The sequence below is a fragment of the Ramlibacter sp. genome, from assembly GCF_050250995.1.
Lineage (GTDB): Bacteria > Pseudomonadota > Gammaproteobacteria > Burkholderiales > Burkholderiaceae_C > Ramlibacter.
In genome coordinates, this window is sequence record NZ_JBFWNP010000001.1 from 274,987 (window position 1) to 295,538 (window position 20,552).

A 20,552-nucleotide genomic window follows, 5' to 3' on the forward strand; every position below is an offset into this window, starting at 1 on the left:
TCGATGATCGGCCAGGTCCTGGTCAACGCCGTGGTGCTGGGCTCGTCCCTCGCGCTGCTGTCGGTGGGTTTCACGCTCGCGTACGGCGTGATGCACGTCGTCAACTTCGCGCACGGCGCGGTGTACATGCTGGGCGCGTACGGCGTGTTCATCCTGTCGCAGCAGATGGGCCTGCCCTTCGGGATCGGGCTGCTCGCGACGATCGCGATCGTCGCGGCGCTCGCCCCGCTCCTGCACTGGCTCCTGTTCCGGCACGTCTACGGCAAGTTCATGGACAGCCTGATGGTGACCATCGGGCTGACCCTGGTCATCCAGGGCCTCGCGCAGCTCGCGATGGGGCCGGAGCACCGCAACGTGCGCAGCTACCTCGGCTCGGTCATCCACGTCGGCGGCGTCGCGATCACGGCCGAGCGGCTGGTGGTCGTGGTGGCCGCCCTCGCTTCGCTCGCGGCGGTGTATTTCTTCGTGGTTCGCACGAAACTCGGGCTTGCGATCCGCGCCGCGGAGCAGGACGCCGAGGTGGCGGGCCTGCACGGCGTCAATCTCGACGTGGTGTCGATCATCGTGCTCGCGATCTCGTTCGCGCTGGCGGCGGCGGCGGGCGCCATCATGTCGCCGCTCATCTTCATCGACCCTTACATCGGGGAGGACGCGATCCTGCTCGCCTTCGCCGTCGTGATCCTCGGCGGCCTCGGCAGCGTGGCCGGCTCGCTGCTCGCCGCGATGGCGCTCGGGCTCACGCTCAGCATCGCGCAGACCTACCTCTCGCTCGACGCGGGACGGCTGATCTTCTTCGCGCTCGTGGGCGCCATCCTCCTCATCCGCCCGAGCGGCCTGCTCGGACGAAAGACCGCGTGAAGCCTCGCTACCTCCCCCTAGCCGCCATCGCCGTCGCGGGCGCCGCCGTGCCCTTCGTCCTGAGCGAATACCGGACGAGCGTCGCCACGCAGATCCTCTTCGCCTGCGTCGGCGCGTACAGCCTGTGGCTGATGATGCGCATCAACCTGCTGTCGCTCGGCCACGCGGCTTTCATGGGCGTGGGGGCGTACACGACAGCCATCCTGTGCGTGACCCATGGCTGGAGCTTCTGGGCGACGGTGCCCGTCGCGGGCCTGGCGGCCGCCGTCGCCGCGCTGCTCTTCGGCGTCATCACGCTGCGCCTGTCGGGCATCTACTTCGCGATGATGAGCTTCGTGCTGCTGGAGATGTTCCAGGGCCTGCTGCGCCAGGCCGACGACTACACCGGCGGGCAGAGCGGCATCTCGGGCGTGCCGCGGCCGGGGACGATCGCCCTCGGCGGCTGGGAGATCGACTTCTCGAAGACCGAGAACATCTACTGGCTCACGCTCGTCCTCACCCTGCTCACGCTCGGCTTCGTCGTGTGGCTCACCGGATCGCGCACGGGCCTGCGGCTGAAGCTCATCGCCGCGAGCGAGAAGCTCGCGGAGAGCGCGGGTGTCAGCGTCTTCAAGCATCGCCTCGCGATCCTCGGCTCCTCGGCCTTCATCCTCGGCGTGTGCGGGCCGCTCGTCGCGACCTTCACGCGGCTCGCGAGTCCGTCGAGCTATTCGCTGCACATCAGCATCGACTGGCTCGTGTACGCCGCCGTCGGCGCGCGCTTCGGCACCTACGGGCCCGCGCTCGTCGCCATCGTGCTGGTCGCGCTCACGCAGATCGTGTTCACGCAGATGGGGATCTATCGCGTGGTGCTGTACGGCGTCATCCTGATCCTGGCCGTGATGGTGCGCAGTCCGTCCGGCGAGGCCGGGGGCGCATCGCGATGGCTGCGGCGCGTGCGCGCCGGCGGGCGCGACGACGCCGCGCCGAAGGAAGCGTCGCAATCCGCATGATGAGAGGACCGCAGTGAACTACGAAACGATCCGCGTCGACGTGAGCGACGGCCTGGGCGTGCTGACCCTGAACCGTCCGCACGTGCGCAACGCGCTGTCGCTGGAGATGATCCAGGAGCTGCGCCACGCGACCGCCGCGCTCGAACGCGACAAGGCCGTGCGGGCGGTGCTGCTGCGCGCCGCGGGCGAGCACTTCATGGTGGGCGGCGACGTGAAGCGGCTGCACCGCGCGGTGACGACCGAACGGCAGGACTACACCGAGGGCTTCGAGCATCGCGCCATCGAGGCGCACCAGGTGGTGGCCGCGCTGTTCCGCATGCCCAAGCCCGTGCTGGTCGCCGTGCAGGGCGCGGCCGCGGGCTTCGGAATGGCGCTCGTGATGTCGGCCGACCTCGCCATCGCCGCGCGCGACGCGTACTTCGGCTATGCCTACAGCAAGATCGGCCTGTCGTCCGATGGCGGCGCCACCTACTTCCTGCCGCGCCTCGTGGGCGAGCGGCGCGCGCTCGAGCTCGCGCTGCTGGGGGATCGCTTCGACGCGCAGCGTGCGTACGAACTCGGGATCGTGAACCGCCTCGTCGAGCCGGCGTCGCTCGAAGAAGAGGCGATGACGCTCGCGAAGCGGCTGGCCGCCGGCCCCACGCTCGCGCTCGCCGAAGTGAAGCGCCTCGTGCGCAGTTCGATGGGCCGCTCGTGGGACGAACAGTCGAACCGGGAGGCGGAGTCGGTGGCGGCGATGTCCGCCACGCAGGACCATCTCGAAGGCGTCACCGCCTTCGTCGAGAAGCGCGCGCCCGTGTTCACGGGCCGCTGAAGTAAAAGGAGTATCGAAGAATGAGCTATCAAGTGTCCCGCCTCGACGTCGCCGACGGCGTCGCCGAGTTCACGCTGCTGCGCGGCGAGAAGCGCAACCCGCTCGTGCCGGAGCTCACCGCGGACCTCTACCGCATGCTGCACGAGATGGAAACGCGCGAGGACATCGCCTCGCTGATCGTCTACGGCGGCCCCGGGGCCTTCTGCGCGGGCGGCAACATGGCGCAGCTGAAGGAAGGCTTCGCGACCGCGGCCGAAGCGCGCCGCCACATGCGCGAGGTCAACGGCTGGAGCGAGCGCATCCATCGCCTGCCGATCCCCGTGATCATGGCGGTGGACGGCGCGGCCTTCGGCGGCGGCTTCAGCCTCGCGCTCACGGGCGACTTCATTTTCGCGACGCCACGCGCGTCCTTCTCCGCGGTGTTCGGCCGCATCGGCCTCGTGCCCGACCTCGGCGCGATGTACTACCTGCCGCGCATGGTTGGCCTGCAGAACGCGAAGGACATGGTCTACACGGCGCGCAAGGTGGAGGCCGAGGAGGCGAAGGCGATGGGCCTGGTGCATTCCATCCATGCGCCCGACGACCTGATGCCAGCCGCGCGCCGGTTCGCGCGCCGCTTCGTCCACGGTTCGCGCACCGCATTCGACGTCGCGAAGGGCTGCCTCAACGAATCGCTGCATATCGACTTCCGCGCGGTGCAGGAGATGGAGATCAGCGGCCAGCCGATCTGCCTGAAGTCGGACTATCACCGCGCGGCGGTGGGACGATTTCTCGCGAAGGAGCCGGCGACGTTCGACTGGGATCGGCTCGTTGCGGAGGACAAGTCCTGAAAGCCCCGGATCCCCGCCTGCGCGGGGATGACGAAGGACACGGGGATGACGACGTGCGAGAGCGCGCGGCCCCCAACCCGTACGCGCCTTGGTCGACCCTCGGCGAACTGATCCGCGCGCGCGCCCTCGCAAGGCCGGATGGCGTGCGCATCGCCATCGACGGCCGCACGCTCACCTACGCGGAACTCGATGCGCAAAGCGACCGCGTGGCCCAGAACCTGCGCGCGGCCGGCGTGCGCAAGGGCGATCGCGTTGCCTGCCTCATGTTCAACTGCGTCGAGCAACTGCTCGTGTGGATCGGCACGGTGAAGATCGGCGCGGTGTGGGTGCCGATCAATGCCAGCGTGGCCGGCAACGACTTGCAGCATGTGCTCGACGACGCATCGCCTTCCCTCATCTTCATCGACGACGACAACGAACCCAAGCTCGACGCGGTGCGGTTCGACGGCCTGCAGGTCAAGGTGGGCCGCGTTTCGACGCACGGACGCGGGGGCTTCGAGCAATTCCTGCGCGAGCACGAGCCCATCGAGCGGGAAGCGGCCATCGCGCCCGGCGACCCCGCCGTCATCCTCTACACCGGCGGCACGACCGGCCTGCCCAAGGGCGTCGTGCTGCCCCACTTCGCCTGGATCGCCGCGGGCATGCGCTATGTCGAGGCGCTCGGCATCACGGCCGGGGACCGCCACTACTCCGTGCTGCCGATGTTCCACGTCGGCGGCCTGATGGCGGGCCTCATCGGCCCGATCTACGCGGACATTCCGACGACGCTCGACCGCTGGTTCAGCGCGAGCGCCTTCTGGCAGCGCGTCAACGACACGGGCGCCACCGTCGTCGATCCCATCGGCACGATGTTCGCGGTGCTCGCGAAGTCGCCACCGCATGCGCTCGAGCGTTCGCACCGCGTGCGTGTCGCGACCGGCGCCTTCGGCCAGTTGCCGTGGGACACCGTGCAGGGCTTCGCGGATCGCTTCGGCATCGGCTTCGTGAACCTCTATTCGCTGAGCGAGGGCGGCGGGCTCATGATCGTCAACAATCCGCTCGGCTCGACGAAGCCGCAATCCAACGGGCGCGCGAGCCGCTGGGTCGACATCATGATCGCGGACGCGCAGGGCTTCCCTGCCCCCGCCGGCGTGCAGGGCGAGATCCTTCTGCGACCGAGGATTCCGCACACCTTCATGCTCGGCTATCACAACGCGCCCGAGCGCACCGCGCAGGTGTTGCAGGGCTTGTGGCTGCACACGGGCGACCTGGGCCATCTCGACGAAGAGGGGTACCTGTACTTCACCGGGCGCCAGGCGCACTTCCTGCGCAGGCGCGGCGAGAACATTTCGGCGCATGAGGTCGAGGCCGTGGTCGCGACGTGTCCCGGCGTGTTCGAGGTCGCCGTCGTCGGCGTGCCCTCGGACCTGGGCGAGGACGACGTGAAGGCGTTCGTCATCGCGTCGCCGAACGCGACGCCCGATCCGCGTGCCGTGTTCGACTGGTGCCGCGAGCGGCTCGCGTATTTCAAGGTGCCGCGCTACGTCGAGTTCGTGGCGGATTTCCCGCGCTCGGCCGCGAAGCGCGAGATCGAGCGGCACAAGCTCAAGGCGCTGCCGCACGACGCGGCCTGGGACGCCGAGAAGGTTGTCGGCCGGCTGACGGCGAAGCGCTAGCGCCGCTGGACGCGCGCGTCGCTTTCCACCACAGTACGGAACGGCCGACGCGCGCGCCGCCCCCGCCGGCGTGGCCCGTCGTTTAATCCGAAGTCCTACTTTTATGCTGCGCCATGGTCGCCACCGCATCTTCGACACTCCCCGACTGCCCGCCGCTCGAGCAGTCCATCGTGCAATTCGTGCAAAGCCTGCGTGACGATGACCTCGATGCGCCCGCGCGCGCCGGGCTCTCGCGCCTCGTCCGGGACCAGATCGCGCTGCAGGTCGGCATCTCGCGGATGCCGTGGTCGCAGCAGCTGCTCGAGTACGCGAAGGCGAACGGGCGGCCCGGCAAGAGCCGCGTCGCCGCGAGTTCGCTCACCTTCGCCGCGGGCGATGCCGCGTTCGTGAACGGCTCCTACGGCCACGGCTTCGAGTACGACGACGCGCACGGCCCGAGCTACAGCCACCCCGGCAGCAGCGTGATCCCCGCGGGTCTCGCGCTTGGCGAGGAACTCGGCGCGACCCTCGGCGAGGTGATGACCGCCATCGTCGCCGGCTACGAGGTCTACACGCGCCTCGGCGTGCTGCTCGCCCCGGAACTGCTGCAGCGCGGCTATCACCCGCATGCGGTGCTGTCGAACTTCGGCGCGGCGGCGGTCGCGGCCAAGCTGCGCGGCTTCGATGCCGAGACGACGCTGCACGCGCTCTCGATCGCCGCGAGCCATGCGAGCGGCATCACCGAGTTCAGCTCGACCGGCGGCTCCGTCAAGCGAGTCCATGCGGGCATGGGCACGCGCAACGGCATGACGGCGGCCGATCTGGCGAAGGCCGGCATCACCGGCCCGCGCGCCTTCCTGAGCGGACGCAAGGGCTTCTTCCGCACCTTCCTGCAGCGCCCCCCCGCGGATCGCGCGGAGGAACGCTTCGCGCCCGGCACGAAGTTCGAGATCTCGACCGTGTGGCTCAAGGCCTACTGCGCCTGCTACTGCTGCCACGCCTACATCGACGCGACGCGCCCCTTCGCGCCGCGCCTGGCCGACATCGAAAAGGTCGACCTGCGCATCTCGCCCACCTTCAACGTCGTCGTGGGCACGGCGAATGCGAACGCGTTCGCGCCGAAGACCATCGAGCACGTGCAGTACAGCCTGCCCACGCAGGCCGCCTTCGCGCTGCACGGCCTGGGCAACGGCTACCGCGTGCATCGCGACTACATGGCGAAGAAGATCGACATGCAGCCGCTGCTCGCGACGATCGGCAGGATGGCCATCGTCGAGGCGCCGGAGCTCGACGAGAAATACCCCGGCCAGTTCGTGGCCGACGTCGCCGTCACTTTCAAGAACGGAACGACCGAGCGGGTGTTCGTGGACAACGCCATCGGCACCGAGAAAAACCCGATGACGGAGGATTTCCAGGACGACAAGTTCATGGACCTTACGACCGACGTGTTGGGCACGGACCGCGCGAAGGCGCTGCTCGCGACCCTGCGCCGGCTCGACCCCAATCTCAAGGCGTCCGAGCTGACGGCGCTTTTCGCCGCCTGAGCGGCGCGGGTCCGGGTTCGGGTTCGGGTACGCCGGCGTCGGCCGGCGACTGCGGCGCGCTCACGACCACGAGCGCTTCGGCGCGCGTGCGTCCGAGCGAGCGCGACCGGTGCGGCAGTGCCGCCGCGAAATACACCGAGTCGCCCGCTTCCAGCACGAAGCGGCGGTCCTTGAAGATGAGCTCCAACCGGCCGCTGATGACGAACACGAGTTCCTCGCCCGCATGCGTGACCAGGTCGAGCCGCTCGCTGCTGGCGAGCGGCGGCCGCATGATGAAGGGCGTCATGCGCTTGTCGGCGCCGTGCGCGGCGATGGCCTCGTACACGTAGCCGGCACGGCCCGCGGTCCGGCTGAACGGGATGCGCTCGCCCTTCTTCACGACCACGATGTCCGTGGGCGCACCCGAATCGCCGAGCAGCCGGCCGGATGGCACGCCAAATGCTTTCGCGAGCTTCAGCACCGTCGCGATGGACGGCTGCGACACGCCGCGCTCCAGCTTGGACAGGTAGCTCTTCGTCAGGCCCGCGCGCGACGCGACGTCCTCCAGGCTCTGGGCATTGAGCAGGCGCAGCGCCGCGATGCGCTGGCCGAAACCCTCCGCCAGCGAGGCGGATGACTCTTTGATGTCCATCAGGACACGATTGTGTCATGAACGTTTGATCCATGTCATACTCGCCATGACACGCTTGTGTCATGCATCTTGCCCCCGCCCCCCCCGATTCACGAAGGACCCCTCCGATGACCCGACTCCTCCCGCGACGCGCCTTCACCGCCGCAGCCATCGCCGCCGCCGTGCTGGCCACGCTGCCCGCGCCGTCGCACGCGCAGTCGTATCCCGACAAGCCGATCCGCATGCTGGTGCCCTTCGGCGCCGGCGGCATCACCGACGTCGTCGCGCGCACCTTCGCGGAGCAGCTCGGCCGCGAGCTGGGCCAGACCGTCATCGTCGACAATCGCCCCGGCGCGGGCGGCAACATCGCGGCCGAGGCGCTGAAGCGGTCCGCGCCCGACGGCTACACGCTCATGCTCACCACCATGGGACTCGTCGCCGCGAACCCGCACACCTACGCGAGCCTGCGCTTCGATCCGCTCACCGACTTCACCTACATCTCGAGCGTCGCCGAGACGCCGCACGCGATCGTCATCGGCCCGGCGGTGCGCGCGAACACGCTCGGCGAACTCGTCACCCTGTCGAAGACGAAGCCGCAGGCGCTGTCGTACGGGACCGCCGGCTACGGCAGTTCGCCCTTCCAGGGCATGAAGCTGGTGGAAGCCGCCACGGGCGCATCGTTCCTGCACGTGCCGTTCAAGAGCGGTTCGGAGAGCGTGACCAACGTGATGAGCGGCCAGGTGTCGATGACGCTGGAGGCGTTGCCCGTCGTGCTGCCGCAGGTGCAGGGCGGCAAGCTGAAGGCGCTCGCCATCGCCGCGCCCAAGCGCCATGCGTCCGCGCCCGATCTGAAGACGACCGCGGAGCTCGGCTTCCCCGGTATCCGCTCCTCGTCGGTCTCGGGCCTCGTGGGTCCGGCAGGCCTGCCGGCCGAGGTGGTGGCCAAGCTCAACGCCGCCGCGCGCAAGGCGGTGACGAATACGGAACTGAAGGCGAAACTGTTCGTGCAGGGCACCGAGGCCACGGGCTCGACGCCCGAACAGTTCCTGCAGAACGTCAAGGCCGAGCATGCGAAATGGGGCAAGCTGCTGGCCGGCTCGCCGAAGATCTGAAGCACGCCCGCGAGCAAGAAAAGGAGACAGCCATGAACACCAGCACCATGCAACTCGGCAAGGACGAGATCGTCGACTCCGCGCTGCGCCAGATGCAGACGCACCTGCACGCCGACGCGATGCCGCTGCGCGACGCCGTGGCGCAGACCTGCCGCACGCTCTTCGCCTTCGGCCACGACTCCGGCCTGTCGGGCCAGATCACCGCGCGCACCGATCGTCCGGGCACCTACTGGACGCAGAGGCTCGGACTCGGCCTCGACGAGATCACGGCCGACAACCTGCTGCTCGTCGACGAGGACCTGCGCGTCCTCGAGGGCGACGGCATGCCCAATCCGGCGAACCGCTTCCACAGCTGGCTCTACCGCGCGCGGCCCGACATCAACTGCATCGTCCACACGCACGCGCCGCATGCGTCGGCGCTCGCCATGCTCGAGGTGCCGCTGGAGATCGCGCACATGGACACCTGCGTGCTCTACGGCCAGGTCGCGTTCCTGAAGAAGTGGCCGGGCATTCCGGTGGGCAACGAAGAAGGCGAGATCATCTCCGCCGCGCTCGGCGACAAGAAGGCGATCCTGCTCGCGCACCACGGGCTGCTGGTCACGGGCGCGTCGGTGGAAGAAGCCTGCGTGCTCGGCGTGATGTTCGAACGCGCGGCGCGTCTTCAGCTTCTCTCCATGGCCGCCGGCGCCGTGCAGCCCATCCCGCCGGAGCTCGGCGAGGAGGCGCAGCGCTGGATCTCGACGCCCAAGCGCCACCAGGCGACGTTCGCGTACTACGCGCGGCGCGCGGAGCGCCTGCTGGCGAGCGGATCGATCTGACGCCGGACCCGGACCGCTTGCCCGACCCGGGCGTCAGCGGGCCGGCCGCGCGCTCGGCCGTGCGTACAAGGGCGCTTCGCCGCGCAAGAGGCGGGTGACGTTCTCGAACGCCGTCCGGCCCATCGCCTCGTACAGCTCGCGCGTGTGGCCCACCAGGTGCGGCGTGAGGATCGCGTTGTCGAGCGTGCGCAGCGGGCTGTCCTTGGGCAGCGGCTCGGTTTCGAATACGTCGAGCGCCGCGCCCGCGATGCGCCTGTCGCGCAGGACCTCGTAGAGCGCCGCCTCGTCCACCAGTTGGCCGCGCGCGATGTTGACGAGATACGCATCCGGCTTCATCAGCGACAGCGCGCGCGCATCCACGAGGCGACGGTTGCCGGGATGCGCCGCCGCGAAAAGGCCGACGATGTCGCTGCGCTGCATCAAGGCATCGAAGTCGACGAGGGCCACGTCGGCCGGAACGCTGTCCGCGCGCGCCGTCGGCGCATACGCGATGAACTCGACGCCGAACGGCCGCAGCCGGTCGACCACCGCGCGTCCGATGCGGCCCAGCCCGACGACGCCCACGGTGCAGCCGCGCAGCATGCGTCCATGCTGCGCCTCCGCCGACGCCGCGGGCCGCGGCCGTTCGCCGCGCAGCACCGCCTCGGTCGCGCGCAGCCGGTAGCGCAGGTTCAGCATCAGCATGACCGTGGCTTCCGCCATGCCGAGCGTGTTCTCGGGCGTCGCGCCATAGCCGACGACGATGCCGAGTTCGTCCGCCGCTTCGAGGTCCATCGTCTCCAGGCCCACGCCCAGGTTCACGATGCCGCGCAGGCGCGGCGCGGATTCGAGCAGCGAGCGCGGAACCGACGTGCGCGAGGTGAAGAGCGCGACCTCGACGTCGCCGAAGATGCGCGCGTAGTCGGCGGGCGGGATCACCGTCGTGATGCCGGGGATGGAAGGCGGGCCGCGCACGACTTCGACACCCGCCGACTGCAGGTCGCGCGACAGCGCGTCGAGCACCGCGACCAGCACGTGGTCGCGGCAGACGAAGACCTTTCCGCCCGTCGGCGCCGTCATTCGAACTTGATGTGGGCCTTCTCGATCAGCTGCCCGTAGGTCTGCACTTCCTTCGCGATGCGCGCCTTGAATTCGTCGGGCGTCATGTTGCTCGTGGCGGTGAACACGGTGCCGAGCCATTCCGTCATCGCCGGCTCGTGCATCACGCGGCGGATGTCGTTGGACAGCTTGTCGACGATGGGCTTCGGCGTGCCGTTGCGCACGAACACCGCGAGCCCGACCGGGAAGTCGTAGCCGGGATAGCCCGACTCGCTGATCGTCGGGATGTTCGGGAACTGCGGCACCCGGTCCTTGCTCGCCACCGCGATGTTGCGCAGCTTGCCCGCCTGCACGTGCGGCATGGTGACGGAGGTCGACACCATCATCGCGTCGAGCCGGCCGCCGAGCAGGTCGGCCATCGTGGGCGCGGCGCCCTTGTACGGGACGGCCGTGATGTCGACGCCGGCCACGGCCTTCAGCTGCTCGAGCGCGAGGTGGAACCCGCTGCCCGTGCCCTGCACGCCGAAATTGATCTTGCCGGGATTCTTCTTCGCGTAGTCGAGGAAGTCCTTGAGCGTCTTGTGCGGCGAATTCGCGGGCACGGTGAGCACCACGCTGCTCAGCGCGGTCAGCGCGATGGGCTGGAAGTCGTTGACCGGGTCGAAGCCGACGTTCTGCTTCGCGGCCTTGGTGATCGAGAGCGTTTCGGGAATGGTGTACATCAGCGTGTAGCCATCGGCCGGCGCCTTCGCGACCAGGCCCGCGCCGAGCAGGCCGGCCGCGCCGGGCTTGTTGTCGACGGTGACGGGCACCTTCCACATCTCCGACAAGCGCAGAGAGAGCCGCCGCACGATCGCATCGCCGAGTCCGCCGGGCGGATACGGCAGGATGAAGGTCACGGCCTTGTTCGGGTAGTCGCCCGACTGGGCGTGCGCGAACGATGCGGGCAGGCCCGCGCCGGCCGCGCAGGCGAGCGCGAGCAGCAGCGCGCGGCGCAGGGAAGAAATTCGGTTCATGTCGTCTCCTCGATGTTGTGGGAACGGAAAGCTTCGCGCCGCGGCGGGGCCTGTCCGTCGATGCGGACCAGCCCGCCATGGATGTCCTCGATGCCGCGGCAGCCCAGGTAGGCCATCACGCGGTCGAGTTCGGTGCGATAGGTATCGAGCGCGAGCGCCACGCCCGCTTCGCCGCCGGCGGCCACGCCCCACAGCGGCGCGCGGCCGGCCATGACAGCATGCGCGCCCAGCGCGATGGCCTTCGCGATGTCGGAGCCGCGGATGACGGCGCCGTCGATCAGGATCTTCGCGCGGTCACCGACGGCCTGCGCGATGTCGGGCAGCGCTTCGAGCGGCGCGATGGCGCCGTCGAGCGCGCGGCCGCCGTGGTTGGACACCACCACGGCATCGGCGCCGCAGTCGATGGCACGCAGCGCATCGTCCGCGTGCAGCACGCCCTTCACGACCAAGGGGCCCTGCCACAGGTCGCGCAGCCGGCGGATGTCGTCCCAGTTCTGCCCTTCGTGCTTCGGCAGGCTCGCGGGCCGGTTGCCGCCGGCGCGGCCCCGCAGGTCGGAGCGGATGGCCGCAGGGAAATTCGCGAACTCGGGAACGCCGCTGGTCAGGAGGTATCGCGCCATCACGCCCAGCGTCCAGCGCGGATGCAGCGCGCCGTCGACCACGTTGCGCGGCGTGAGGCGGATCGGCACCGAGAAGCCGTTGCGCCGGTTGTGCTCGCGGTTGCCGTTGACCACGCTGTCGATGGTGACGACCAGCGCGCCGAAGCCGGCCGACTGCGCGCGGCGCACGAGGTCGCGCGACATCTCGATGTCGGGCCACAGATAGAGCTGGAACCAGAGGTTGCCGCCGACCGCCGCGACCTCTTCGAGCGAGGTGATGGAGTAGGTCGACAGCGTGAACGGCACCTGCGCCGCCTTCGCCGCGCGCGCGAGCGCCAGTTCGCCGCGGTGCCACAGCAGGCCCGCCATGCCGGTGGGCGCGATGACGAGGGGCATGCCCAAAGTGCGGCCGAACATTTCGGTGCGCTGCGAGCGCGTCGCCACGCCCGCGAGCGGACGCGGCACGAAGCGCACGCGGTCCCAGGCCTCGCGGTTGGCGCGCAGCGACACCTCTTCCTCCGTGCCGCGGTCGACGTACTCGAAGAGTCCGCGCGGCACCCGTCGCCGCGCCGCGAGGCGCAGGTCCGCGATGTTGTGGGCGACCAGCGATGCCATGCGGGCGGGCCTCAGCCGACGCGGCGCTTCTCGATCGTGCGCGGATCGAAGCGGAAGCCGTGGCCGGGCGTGGTGGGCACCTGCAGGAAGCCGTCCTGCATTCGCACGGGCTCGGTGAAGAGCTCCTCGAACCAGTCGATGTATTCGACGAAGTTGAGGTTGGAGAAGGTCGCGCAGGCCGCGAGGCTGTGCTCGGTGAAGATGTGGTTGGACACCGGCAGGTCGTGCGCGCGGGCGAGGGCCGCCACCTTGCGCATTTCCGACAGGCCGCCGACGCGCGCCAGGTCCATCATCAGCACGTGCGCTGCGCGCGCCTCGATCACGCGGCGGAAACCGTAGCGCGTGTAGTCGTTCTCGCCGATGGCGATGGGCACCGGGACCGCCGCCGCCACCTGCGCGATGCCGTCGATGTCGTGCGCGGGCAGCGGCTCCTCCAGCCAGGTGAGGTTGTAGGGCTCGAGCGCGCGGCCGAGGCGGATGGCGTGCGGCACGGTCAATGCCCGGCTGCAGTCGGCCATCAGGGCGACGCCGTCGCCGATGGCTTCGCGCACGGCCTTCACGGCCTGCACGTCGTCCGCGACGTTCGGCCGGCCCGTGCGCATCTTCATTGCGCGCCATCCCGCGGCCTTGTAGTCCGCGGCTTCGCGGGCCAGCGCGTCGGGTTCGAGGTCGGTCCACAGGCCCTGGCTCGCGTAGACCGGCACCTTGCTCGCATTGCCGCCCCACAGCACGCCCAGCGGCTGGTCGAGGCTGCGCGCATGCGCGTCCCACACGGCGGTGTCGAGCGCCGAGATCGCCATGACGGCGACGCCGGTGAAGCCGAAGAAATAGATTTCGCGCCAGAGCTTCTCCCACAGCCGCTCGGGCTGCGAGACGTCCTCGCCGACCAGCAGCTCGCCGAGCGAATCGATCATCGCCTTCAGCGGCGCCATGTGCTTGCCGCGCATGGTGTAGAGGAAACCTTCGCCGTCTGCGCCGCCGTCCGTGCGCAACTGCACCAGCACGCAGCCGACGGTCTTGATCGCGACGCGCGCGGAGTTGACGGCCGGCTTGGGCAGCGTGAGTTCGACGACGGTCGTGTCGATGCGGGTGATCTTCATGCGGCGGGTCCGGTCGGGGCGGAAAGCGCGGCGATGCGCGCGGTGACGGCCGCCATCAGCAGGCCGAGGTCGTTGCCGATCAGGGCGAAGTTCATGCCCTGCGCGATGTAGCCGCGCAGAAGAGCGGGGTCGCCGACGCCGCCGACGCCCACCCATTTGCCGTGCGCGCGGCAGGCGGCGAGGGTGTTCTCGACGACGGCGCGCACCGACGCATGGCCGACGTCGCCCGGCACGCCGAGTTCCATCGACAGGTCGGTGAGGCCGAGCAGGATGCCGTCGAGCCCCGGCGTGGCGGCGATGTCGCGCGCGGCCGCCGCGCCTTCGCGCGTCTCGACCATCGGGAACAGGAGAATGCGCGACTCGATCGCCGCCACCGCGTCGCGCAAGGGCATCGACGCGAAGCCGATCTGCGGCAGGCCCGCCGCGACGGAGCGCTTGCCCAGCGGCGGATAGCGGCACGCCCTCGCGAACTCGGCGGCCTGCTCGCCGCTGTCCACGTGCGGCATCACGATCGCCATGGCGCCGTTGTCCAGCAGGCGGTTGGCGAGCGCGTAGTCGCGGCCGGGCACGCGCACCACCGGCGTGACGCCCGCATCCTGCGCGGCCACCGACAGCTGCGCCGCGGTGTCGAGGTGCATGGCGTTGTGCTCGGTATCGATGAAGAGCCAGTCGCATCCCGCCGTGCGCATCGCGCGGCCCGTGTCCGCGGTGCGCGCCTGGCGCAGCCCGACGCCATGCGCCACGGCGCCCGACTGCATGCACGCGAGCATGTGATTCGGCGTTCCAGCCATCGTGTCTCCTTCGGCCGGCCATTGTCGAAGCGGACGATACTTAATTCAATTGAATAATTTGGAACACTGTCATAACGTATCGGCATGACCGCCAATCTCCGCCAGGTGCGCGCCTTCCTCGCGGTCGCGCGCCACAGCAGCTTCACCCGCGCGGCAAGCGAGTTGCACATCTCGCAGCCCGCGCTCACGGTGCAGATCCGCCAGCTCGAGTCCGCCCTGGGCTTGCGCCTCTTCGACCGCAACACGCGCACGGTGGAGATCACGCGCGCGGGCCGCGAGCTCGCGATGAAGTTCGAGCGTCTTCAGGACGAATTCGACGCCGTGCTCGCGGAAACGCGCGACATCGCGCTCGGCCTGCGCGGCGTGGTCCGGCTCGCATGCCTGCAGTCGTTCGCGAGCACCGTGCTGCCGCAGGCCGTCGCCCGCTTCCAGCGCGAACACCCCAGGATCGGCTTCTCGGTGAAGGACGCATCGGGCACGCGCACCGTGGACATGGTGCGAAGCGGCGAGGTGGACTTCGGCGTGGCCGACATGGCCACCGCCGGCGATCCGCAGCTGGAAGTGACGCCGCTGCTCGAGGCACGGCTGCATGCGCTGCTGCCGGCCGGACACGCGCTGGCGCGCGCCCGCCGGCTCACGCTCGCCCGGCTGGCCGACTGCCCGCTCGTTCTGCTCGATCGCGAGACCAGCGCGCGTCGGCTCGTCGATGCCGCCATCGCGCAATCGGGACTCGCGCTCGCGCCCGCCTGCGAGGTGATGACGCTGGCCTCCGCCGTGGCCATGGTGCGCTCGGGCGGCATGGTCGCCGTGCTGCCCGTGTCGTCGCGCGATGCGCCCATGTATCTCGGCGTCACCGTGAAGCCGCTGGCGGACGACCTGCCGACGCGCTGGATGGGGATCGTGAAGAAGGCCGGGCGCTCCCTGCCCCCGCCCAGCGAAGCGTTCATCCGGCAGTTGCTCGCGAGTTGCCGCGATGGATGAGCCTCGGTGCGCCAACGTAGAAAGTCGTCGTAGGGGTGCGCCTACTCCGTTAACAACCCTTTTCCCCGACACGCGCCCCATTTCGTTTCGTAGCCTTTGGGCACACAACGAAAGCACAGGGAGTGCGAGATGACAGCTTCTGAAATCCAGGCATGGTTCAGCCAGGCCCGGCTGCGCCTCGGCGGCAAGTCCGCCGATCACCTCACCGCGACGGCCTACGCGACCGTGCTCGCCGGCATGGACGGCAACGACACGCTGTCGGCCGCGCCGGCGGGCAACGTCTTCGACATCGGGTTCTGGGGTGGCAAAGGAAATGACGTCATGACGGGCAGCTACGCCCGCGACGCCTACCTCTACCTGCGCGGCGATGGCCACGACACCATCGTCGACGACGTGCGCAGCCTGGGCAGCGGCGCGGCCGACTACTTCCAAGCGAACACGGGACTCGAGAGCTACCAGGATCATCTGCTGTTCGGGCCGGGCATCGCGCCGTCCGACGTGACGACCGCGCGCGACGGGGCCGACCTCGTATTCCGCATCGGCGCGGACGGCAGCATCCGCGTGAAGGACTGGTTCGCGCCCGGCGTGTTCACGCAGATCGAGCACGTGTATTTCATGAATGGCACGCGATGGTCGGCGTCGGACATCACGCTGAAGCTCGACCCTTCCCATGCCGGCGTGACGCTGGCGCTCGGCGGCGACCTGTCGGGCACGGTGTATGCGGACACGCTCACCGCGGTCAGCTACGGGGCGGCGCTCTCCGGCGATGCCGGGAGCGACACGCTGACGGCGCGCATCGACCCGGGCGTGTTCGACCTGCGCCTGCGCGGCGGCCAGGGCGACGACACCCTCACCGGCAGCTACGGGGGGGGACACTTACTTCTACGAGCGTGGCGACGGCAGGGACGTCATCAGCGACGACGTGCGCAGCCTCGGCAATGCGGACGTCGCGGCCTACTTCCTCGCGAACTCCACGTCCGCGAGCTACCAGGACACGCTGGTCTTCGGCGCGGGCATCTCCGCGGACGGCCTGCGCGCCGCACGCACCGGCGCCGACCTCGTGCTGACCTTCGCCGGCAGCGCCGGCGACGCGGTCACCGTGAAGAACTTCTTCGACGGCACGATCTACTCGCAGATCGAGCAGTTCCAGTTCGCGGATGGCGCCACGCTGACGCATGCGGATATCGCCACGATGGCGGACCCCGGCTACGTCGGCCTCACATTGCAAGGCGGCGGCACGCTGGCCGGCTCGCGCCTGAACGACTCGCTCACCGCCACCGGCTGGGGTACGGAGCTGCGCGGCGGCGACGGCGCGGACACGCTCGCGGCGATCGTCGACGGCGGCGTGTTCAACGTCTCGTTCCGCGGCGGCAAGGGCAACGATGCGATCACGGGCTCGTATGCCGGCGACACCTACTATTTCGCGAGGGGCGACGGCAACGACGTGATCCACGACAGCGTCGGCTTCCATCCGTCCACGGGCGTTCGCGATTACTTCCTCGCCAACCCGACGGACCCGGCGTACCAGGACCGGCTCGTCATCGACATGAAGTCGTCCGAGCTGGTCGGCGCCTCGAGGCAGGGCAAGGACCTGTTCCTCGATTTCACCGGCGACGACAGCATCACCATCAAGGACTGGTACGACGGCACCGGCCTGGCCCGCATCGAGCTGATCGGGTTCACCGACGGAACGTTGCAGACCTGAGCAGCCGAGGCGGCGGCGCGCGCCAGACTTCCGTACAGGGTGCACGCGCCGGTTCGCATTTGGATTCGGCGTGCGTCTCGCGCACACTGGGGAGAGTTTTCTCTTTCCCATCCAGCGAGGTCGCAATGAACGAACAGGCGGACTGGTCCGACGGCTACGTCACCGAGATCGACTACACGTACGGCTACTACGGCGAGCTCAATCCCATGCGGGCGCAGTGGGCCCTGCTGGAGGCCGGCTACGATCCGCTGCCGCCCGGCCCCGAGGGTCGACTGTGCTGCGAGCTCGGCTTCGGCCAGGGCCTGGCGTTCAACATCCACGCGGCCGCGCAGCCGGGCGCGTGGTGGGGCACCGACTTCAATCCCTCGCATGCCGCGTTCGCGCAGCGCCTCGCGCAGGCCAGCGGCGCGCGCGTGACCATTGCCGACGATACCTTCGCCGAGTTCGCGGCGCGCACCGATCTCCCGCAGTTCGACTTCATCGTGCTGCACGGCATCTGGAGCTGGGTGTCGGCCGAGAACCGGCAGGTGATCGTGGATTTCCTGCGCAGGCGCCTGAAGGTGGGCGGCATGGTCTATGCCAGCTACAACACCCTGCCGGGATGGACGAGCGGCCTGCCGCTGCGTCACCTGATGTTCGAGCATGCCAACAGCCAGGGCGCGCCGGGCTCGGGCATGGTGCAGCGGGTGGATGCGGCGCTCGCTTTCGCGCAGGCGCTGCTGGACGTGAATCCGGCGACGCTGCGCGCGAACCCGCAGGTCGCCGCGCGGCTCGAGCGCGTGAAGAAGTACGACCGCCACTACCTCGCCCACGAATTCTTCAACGCCGACTGGCAGCCGATGTACTTCTCGGACGTCGCGCGGCTGCTCGCGCCGGCCAAGCTCACTTTTGCCGCGTCGGCCGCGCCGCTGTACAACCTGAAGGCGATCAACGCCACGCCGGAGCAGCAGGCGCTGATCGACGACATCCGCGACCCGGTGCTGCGCGAGACGGTGCGCGACTTCTGCGTCAACGAGCAGTTCCGCCGCGACTACTGGGTGCGCGGCGCGCCGCGCCTGAAGCCGCAGGAGATACAGCGCCGAATGAGCGAGCTGCGCGTGCTGCTGCTCACGGACCCGGCCAAGGTGAAGCTGACGGTGCCCGGGCCAACCGGCGAGCTGACGCTGCGCGAGGAGTTCTACCGGCCCATCCTCGACGAGCTGTCCGACCACCGGGTCCGCACGGTGGCGGAGCTGCAGCAGAAGCTGTCGCACACCGTCAACTGGCTGCAGCTGCGCGAGGCGATCGGCGTGCTCATCGGGCTCGGCGCACTGGGCATCGCCCAGTCGGACGCCGACATGGTCCGGCAGACGCACGCCACGTCGCGGCTGAACCAGCACCTGATGGACATGAGCCGCACGCGCGACGACATTTCGTGGCTCGCGAGCCCGGTCACCGGCGGCGGCGTGTCCGTGACGCGCACCGAACAGTTCTTCCTGGCCGCGCGCGCGGCGCAGATGAATCCGTCGACCTGGGGCAGCTACGCCTGGGCGCAGTTGCGCGCCAACGGAGAGCGGATGCTCAGGGACGGCAACACGCTCTCGACCGACGAGGAGATGGCGGACCTGAACGCGCAGGCGGCCACGTTCGAGACGGAGAAACTGGGCGTGCTGAAGGCGTTGAAGGTGGCGGGGTAGCGCCGACCTGTCACTGCAGGAAGAGCGCCTGCAAATCGTTGAGGAAGTCGAAGCCGCGCGTCGTCGGCCTCACGCGCGCGAAGTCCCTCTCCACCAGTCCCTTTGCCTCCGCCTCGCGCAGCGGCGCTTCGATGGAAGACAGCGGGAGGCCCGTGCGGGCGGTGAAATCCTGCAGCAGGAACCCGTCCTTCAGGCGCAGCGCGTTCAGCATGAACTCGAACGGCAAGTCGCCGCGCGCGACCTCGTCGTCCTGCGCGATCGCGTTGCCGGCCAGCGCGTTGTCCATGTACAGCTTCGGCTCGCGATAACGCACCTGCCGCACCACGCGGTGCGGAAAACTCAGCTTGCCGTGCGCGCCCGCGCCGATGCCGAGGTAGTCGCCGAACTGCCAATAGTTGAAGTTGTGCCAGCAGCGGTGGCCGGGCTTCGCATAGGCCGAGACCTCATAGCGCTCCAGACCCGCGCCCTCCGTCATCTCGGTGATGCGGTCCAGCATCGCGTACGCCAGATCGTCGGGCGGGACCTGCGGCGGGAACTTCGAGAAGTAGGTGTTGGGCTCGATGGTGAGGTGATAGATCGACAGATGGGGCGGCGCCATCGCGAGCGCCTGCGTCACGTCCGCCTCGAGCTGCTCCAGGGTCTGGCCCGGAAGCGCATACATCAGGTCGAGATTGAACGTGTCGAAGGCAAGCGCGGCCTCTTCGAGCGCGGCGATCGCCTGCGAGCGATCGTGCACGCGTCCGAGCGACTTGAGGTGCGCATCGTTGAAACTCTGCACGCCGACCGACAGTCGTGTCACACCCGCGGACCGGAATGCCTTGAAGCGCTCCTTCTCGAACGTGCCGGGATTGGCCTCCAGCGTGATCTCGCAATCGGCGGTGAGCTTCAGACGAGCGCGGATGTCGCCGAGGAGGCGGTCGATGCCTTGCGGCGAGAACAGGCTGGGCGTGCCGCCGCCGATGAAGATGCTGTGGACGGGCCGTCCCCACACGAGCGGCAGCGCGGCTTCGAGGTCGGCGGTCAACGCATCGAGGTAACGCTGCTCGGGAAGTTCACCGCTCTTGGCCTCGTGCGAATTGAAGTCGCAGTACGGGCACTTGCGGATGCACCACGGCAGATGCACGTACAGCGACAGCGGCGGCAGCGCCGCGAGCTGCAGCGTGCCCGGCCGCATGTAGTGCGCGATGTCCTTCACAGCCATGCGCCGCGGATCAGTTCGATCATCTGCCGCGCGGCCTTGCCGCGGTGGCTGTTCGCGTTCTTGGTCTCGGGCGAGAGTTGCGCGAAGGTCTGGCCGAACTCCGGGATGAACATGACGGGATCGAAGCCGAAGCCGTGTTCGCCCGCACGCTCGCGCGCGATCTCGCCGACCGCGCGGCCGACCGCGATGAGCGGCTCCGGATCTTCCGGCGTGCGCACGGCCACGAGCGTGCTGACGAGCGCGGCGCGGCGATTCGTCACGTCGCGCATCTGCGCCAGCAAGGCATCGACGTTGTGGTCGTCGCCCTTCGGGTAGCCGAACTGCGTGGCATAGAACGCCGTGTCGACGCCCGGCAGGCCGCCGAATGCATCGACGCACAGGCCCGCGTCGTCGGCAATCGCCGGCAGTCCGGTGTGCCGCGCGGCATTGCGCGCTTTCGCGAGCGCGTTTTCCACGAAGGTGCGGAAGGGTTCCTCGGCCTCGGGAACACCAAGCTGGCCCTGCGCAATGAGCTCGATGCCCAGCGGCGCGAACATCGCCTGAAGTTCGGCGAGCTTGCCCTTGTTGTTGGAGGCGAGGACGAGTCGGGTGATCTTCATGGCCGCGGGCGGCAGGCGC

General features: G+C 69.2%; 19 protein-coding genes and 1 pseudogene. 12 read left to right on the forward strand and 8 right to left on the reverse strand.

Annotated features, from left to right (window positions below; genetic code table 11):
- Positions 1–3 precede the first annotated feature (3 nt).
- The 6 genes from AB7E83_RS01320 (at position 4) to AB7E83_RS01345 (ending at position 6,672) form a co-directional block, all read left to right on the forward strand.
- On the forward strand, positions 4–858 hold the full coding sequence (locus tag AB7E83_RS01320) for a branched-chain amino acid ABC transporter permease (RefSeq protein WP_428564728.1): 855 nt from the start codon (positions 4–6) through the stop codon (positions 856–858).
- Positions 855–1,850 carry a branched-chain amino acid ABC transporter permease gene (locus AB7E83_RS01325; protein WP_428564412.1) on the forward strand — a complete coding sequence of 332 codons (996 nt, stop codon included), beginning with the start codon at positions 855–857 and terminating at the stop codon, positions 1,848–1,850. The genes AB7E83_RS01320 and AB7E83_RS01325 overlap by 4 nt, the downstream gene beginning before the upstream one ends.
- 13 nt (positions 1,851–1,863) lie before the next feature.
- Entirely contained in the window at positions 1,864–2,664 is an 801-nt protein-coding gene (locus AB7E83_RS01330) for an enoyl-CoA hydratase/isomerase family protein (RefSeq protein WP_428564415.1), read from the forward strand.
- A 20-nt stretch (positions 2,665–2,684) separates the two neighbouring features.
- Positions 2,685–3,494, forward strand: a complete 810-nt coding sequence (locus AB7E83_RS01335; protein ID WP_428564418.1) for an enoyl-CoA hydratase/isomerase family protein — start codon at positions 2,685–2,687, stop codon at positions 3,492–3,494.
- Between the two features lie 53 nt (positions 3,495–3,547).
- The gene (locus AB7E83_RS01340) at positions 3,548–5,149 is read left to right on the forward strand and encodes a class I adenylate-forming enzyme family protein (RefSeq protein WP_428564421.1); all 1,602 of its coding nucleotides are present in this window, start codon (positions 3,548–3,550) and stop codon (positions 5,147–5,149) included.
- 113 nt (positions 5,150–5,262) lie between these two features.
- Positions 5,263–6,672 carry an MmgE/PrpD family protein gene (locus tag AB7E83_RS01345; RefSeq protein WP_428564424.1) on the forward strand — a complete coding sequence of 470 codons (1,410 nt, stop codon included), beginning with the start codon at positions 5,263–5,265 and terminating at the stop codon, positions 6,670–6,672.
- On the opposite strand, the gene AB7E83_RS01350 is transcribed toward AB7E83_RS01345, so the two are convergent.
- Positions 6,635–7,303, reverse strand: a complete 669-nt coding sequence (locus tag AB7E83_RS01350; RefSeq protein ID WP_428564427.1) for a helix-turn-helix domain-containing protein — start codon at positions 7,301–7,303, stop codon at positions 6,635–6,637. The genes AB7E83_RS01345 and AB7E83_RS01350 overlap by 38 nt on opposite strands.
- Before the next feature lie 107 nt (positions 7,304–7,410).
- Between AB7E83_RS01350 and AB7E83_RS01355 the strand changes: the two genes are divergently transcribed.
- Both AB7E83_RS01355 and AB7E83_RS01360 read left to right on the forward strand, forming a co-directional pair.
- A complete protein-coding gene (locus tag AB7E83_RS01355; protein WP_428564430.1) occupies positions 7,411–8,394 on the forward strand; it encodes a Bug family tripartite tricarboxylate transporter substrate binding protein in 984 nt (327 codons plus the stop codon).
- 32 nt (positions 8,395–8,426) lie between these two features.
- Positions 8,427–9,212, forward strand: coding sequence for an aldolase (locus AB7E83_RS01360; protein WP_428564433.1), 786 nt, complete (start codon positions 8,427–8,429; stop codon positions 9,210–9,212).
- A 33-nt stretch (positions 9,213–9,245) separates the two neighbouring features.
- Here the strand turns inward: AB7E83_RS01360 and AB7E83_RS01365 are convergent, their stop codons facing one another.
- Genes AB7E83_RS01365 through AB7E83_RS01385 form a run of 5 tightly spaced genes read right to left on the reverse strand, consistent with a single transcriptional unit; the run spans position 9,246 to position 14,371 of the window.
- Positions 9,246–10,271: a 2-hydroxyacid dehydrogenase gene (locus AB7E83_RS01365; protein WP_428564436.1), complete on the reverse strand. Its 1,026-nt coding sequence runs from the start codon at positions 10,269–10,271 to the stop codon at positions 9,246–9,248.
- The gene (locus AB7E83_RS01370) at positions 10,268–11,266 is read right to left on the reverse strand and encodes a Bug family tripartite tricarboxylate transporter substrate binding protein (protein WP_428564439.1); all 999 of its coding nucleotides are present in this window, start codon (positions 11,264–11,266) and stop codon (positions 10,268–10,270) included. Before AB7E83_RS01370 ends, AB7E83_RS01365 begins: the two co-directional genes overlap by 4 nt.
- A complete protein-coding gene (locus tag AB7E83_RS01375; RefSeq protein ID WP_428564442.1) occupies positions 11,263–12,480 on the reverse strand; it encodes an alpha-hydroxy acid oxidase in 1,218 nt (405 codons plus the stop codon). The genes AB7E83_RS01370 and AB7E83_RS01375 overlap by 4 nt, the downstream gene beginning before the upstream one ends.
- 11 nt (positions 12,481–12,491) lie before the next feature.
- The gene (locus AB7E83_RS01380) at positions 12,492–13,580 is read right to left on the reverse strand and encodes a mandelate racemase/muconate lactonizing enzyme family protein (RefSeq protein ID WP_428564445.1); all 1,089 of its coding nucleotides are present in this window, start codon (positions 13,578–13,580) and stop codon (positions 12,492–12,494) included.
- On the reverse strand, positions 13,577–14,371 hold the full coding sequence (locus AB7E83_RS01385; protein ID WP_428564448.1) for an HpcH/HpaI aldolase family protein: 795 nt from the start codon (positions 14,369–14,371) through the stop codon (positions 13,577–13,579). Before AB7E83_RS01385 ends, AB7E83_RS01380 begins: the two co-directional genes overlap by 4 nt.
- 84 nt (positions 14,372–14,455) lie before the next feature.
- Here AB7E83_RS01385 and AB7E83_RS01390 point away from each other — a divergent pair, with 84 nt between their 5' ends.
- The 4 genes and pseudogenes from AB7E83_RS01390 to AB7E83_RS01405 all read left to right on the forward strand — a co-directional run bounded on the left by AB7E83_RS01390 (position 14,456) and on the right by AB7E83_RS01405 (position 18,733).
- Positions 14,456–15,352, forward strand: coding sequence for a LysR family transcriptional regulator (locus tag AB7E83_RS01390; protein ID WP_428564451.1), 897 nt, complete (start codon positions 14,456–14,458; stop codon positions 15,350–15,352).
- Positions 15,353–15,673: 321 nt separating this feature from the next.
- A pseudogene (locus AB7E83_RS01395) lies at positions 15,674–15,937 on the forward strand (hypothetical protein); the annotation flags it as partial.
- A 337-nt stretch (positions 15,938–16,274) separates the two neighbouring features.
- Positions 16,275–17,057 carry a calcium-binding protein gene (locus AB7E83_RS01400; protein WP_428564731.1) on the forward strand — a complete coding sequence of 261 codons (783 nt, stop codon included), beginning with the start codon at positions 16,275–16,277 and terminating at the stop codon, positions 17,055–17,057.
- A gap of 125 nt (positions 17,058–17,182) precedes the next feature.
- Positions 17,183–18,733, forward strand: coding sequence for a class I SAM-dependent methyltransferase (locus AB7E83_RS01405; RefSeq protein ID WP_428564734.1), 1,551 nt, complete (start codon positions 17,183–17,185; stop codon positions 18,731–18,733).
- Between the two features lie 10 nt (positions 18,734–18,743).
- On the opposite strand, the gene hemW is transcribed toward AB7E83_RS01405, so the two are convergent.
- Together hemW and rdgB are read right to left on the reverse strand one after the other, a co-directional pair.
- A complete protein-coding gene (gene hemW, locus AB7E83_RS01410; RefSeq protein WP_428564454.1) occupies positions 18,744–19,934 on the reverse strand; it encodes a radical SAM family heme chaperone HemW in 1,191 nt (396 codons plus the stop codon).
- A complete protein-coding gene (rdgB, locus tag AB7E83_RS01415; protein WP_428564457.1) occupies positions 19,925–20,533 on the reverse strand; it encodes an RdgB/HAM1 family non-canonical purine NTP pyrophosphatase in 609 nt (202 codons plus the stop codon). The genes hemW and rdgB overlap by 10 nt, the downstream gene beginning before the upstream one ends.
- Between the last annotated feature and the right edge of the window lie 19 nt (positions 20,534–20,552).

Excerpts from the sequence above, each read along its gene's own strand:
- AB7E83_RS01350 (WP_428564427.1), bottom strand. The coding sequence starts at position 7,303 with ATGGACATCAAAGAGTCATCCGCCTCGCTGGCGGAGGGTTTCGGCCAG.
- AB7E83_RS01390 (WP_428564451.1), top strand. The coding sequence starts at position 14,456 with ATGACCGCCAATCTCCGCCAGGTGCGCGCCTTCCTCGCGGTCGCGCGC.
- AB7E83_RS01355 (WP_428564430.1), top strand. The coding sequence starts at position 7,411 with ATGACCCGACTCCTCCCGCGACGCGCCTTCACCGCCGCAGCCATCGCC.
- AB7E83_RS01345 (WP_428564424.1), top strand. The coding sequence starts at position 5,263 with ATGGTCGCCACCGCATCTTCGACACTCCCCGACTGCCCGCCGCTCGAG.
- AB7E83_RS01380 (WP_428564445.1), bottom strand. The coding sequence starts at position 13,580 with ATGAAGATCACCCGCATCGACACGACCGTCGTCGAACTCACGCTGCCC.
- AB7E83_RS01385 (WP_428564448.1), bottom strand. The coding sequence starts at position 14,371 with ATGGCTGGAACGCCGAATCACATGCTCGCGTGCATGCAGTCGGGCGCC.
- AB7E83_RS01375 (WP_428564442.1), bottom strand. The coding sequence starts at position 12,480 with ATGGCATCGCTGGTCGCCCACAACATCGCGGACCTGCGCCTCGCGGCG.
- AB7E83_RS01370 (WP_428564439.1), bottom strand. The coding sequence starts at position 11,266 with ATGAACCGAATTTCTTCCCTGCGCCGCGCGCTGCTGCTCGCGCTCGCC.
- rdgB (WP_428564457.1), bottom strand. The coding sequence starts at position 20,533 with ATGAAGATCACCCGACTCGTCCTCGCCTCCAACAACAAGGGCAAGCTC.
- AB7E83_RS01360 (WP_428564433.1), top strand. The coding sequence starts at position 8,427 with ATGAACACCAGCACCATGCAACTCGGCAAGGACGAGATCGTCGACTCC.
- AB7E83_RS01335 (WP_428564418.1), top strand. The coding sequence starts at position 2,685 with ATGAGCTATCAAGTGTCCCGCCTCGACGTCGCCGACGGCGTCGCCGAG.
- AB7E83_RS01365 (WP_428564436.1), bottom strand. The coding sequence starts at position 10,271 with ATGACGGCGCCGACGGGCGGAAAGGTCTTCGTCTGCCGCGACCACGTG.
- hemW (WP_428564454.1), bottom strand. The coding sequence starts at position 19,934 with ATGGCTGTGAAGGACATCGCGCACTACATGCGGCCGGGCACGCTGCAG.
- AB7E83_RS01320 (WP_428564728.1), top strand. The coding sequence starts at position 4 with ATGATCGGCCAGGTCCTGGTCAACGCCGTGGTGCTGGGCTCGTCCCTC.
- AB7E83_RS01405 (WP_428564734.1), top strand. The coding sequence starts at position 17,183 with ATGAACGAACAGGCGGACTGGTCCGACGGCTACGTCACCGAGATCGAC.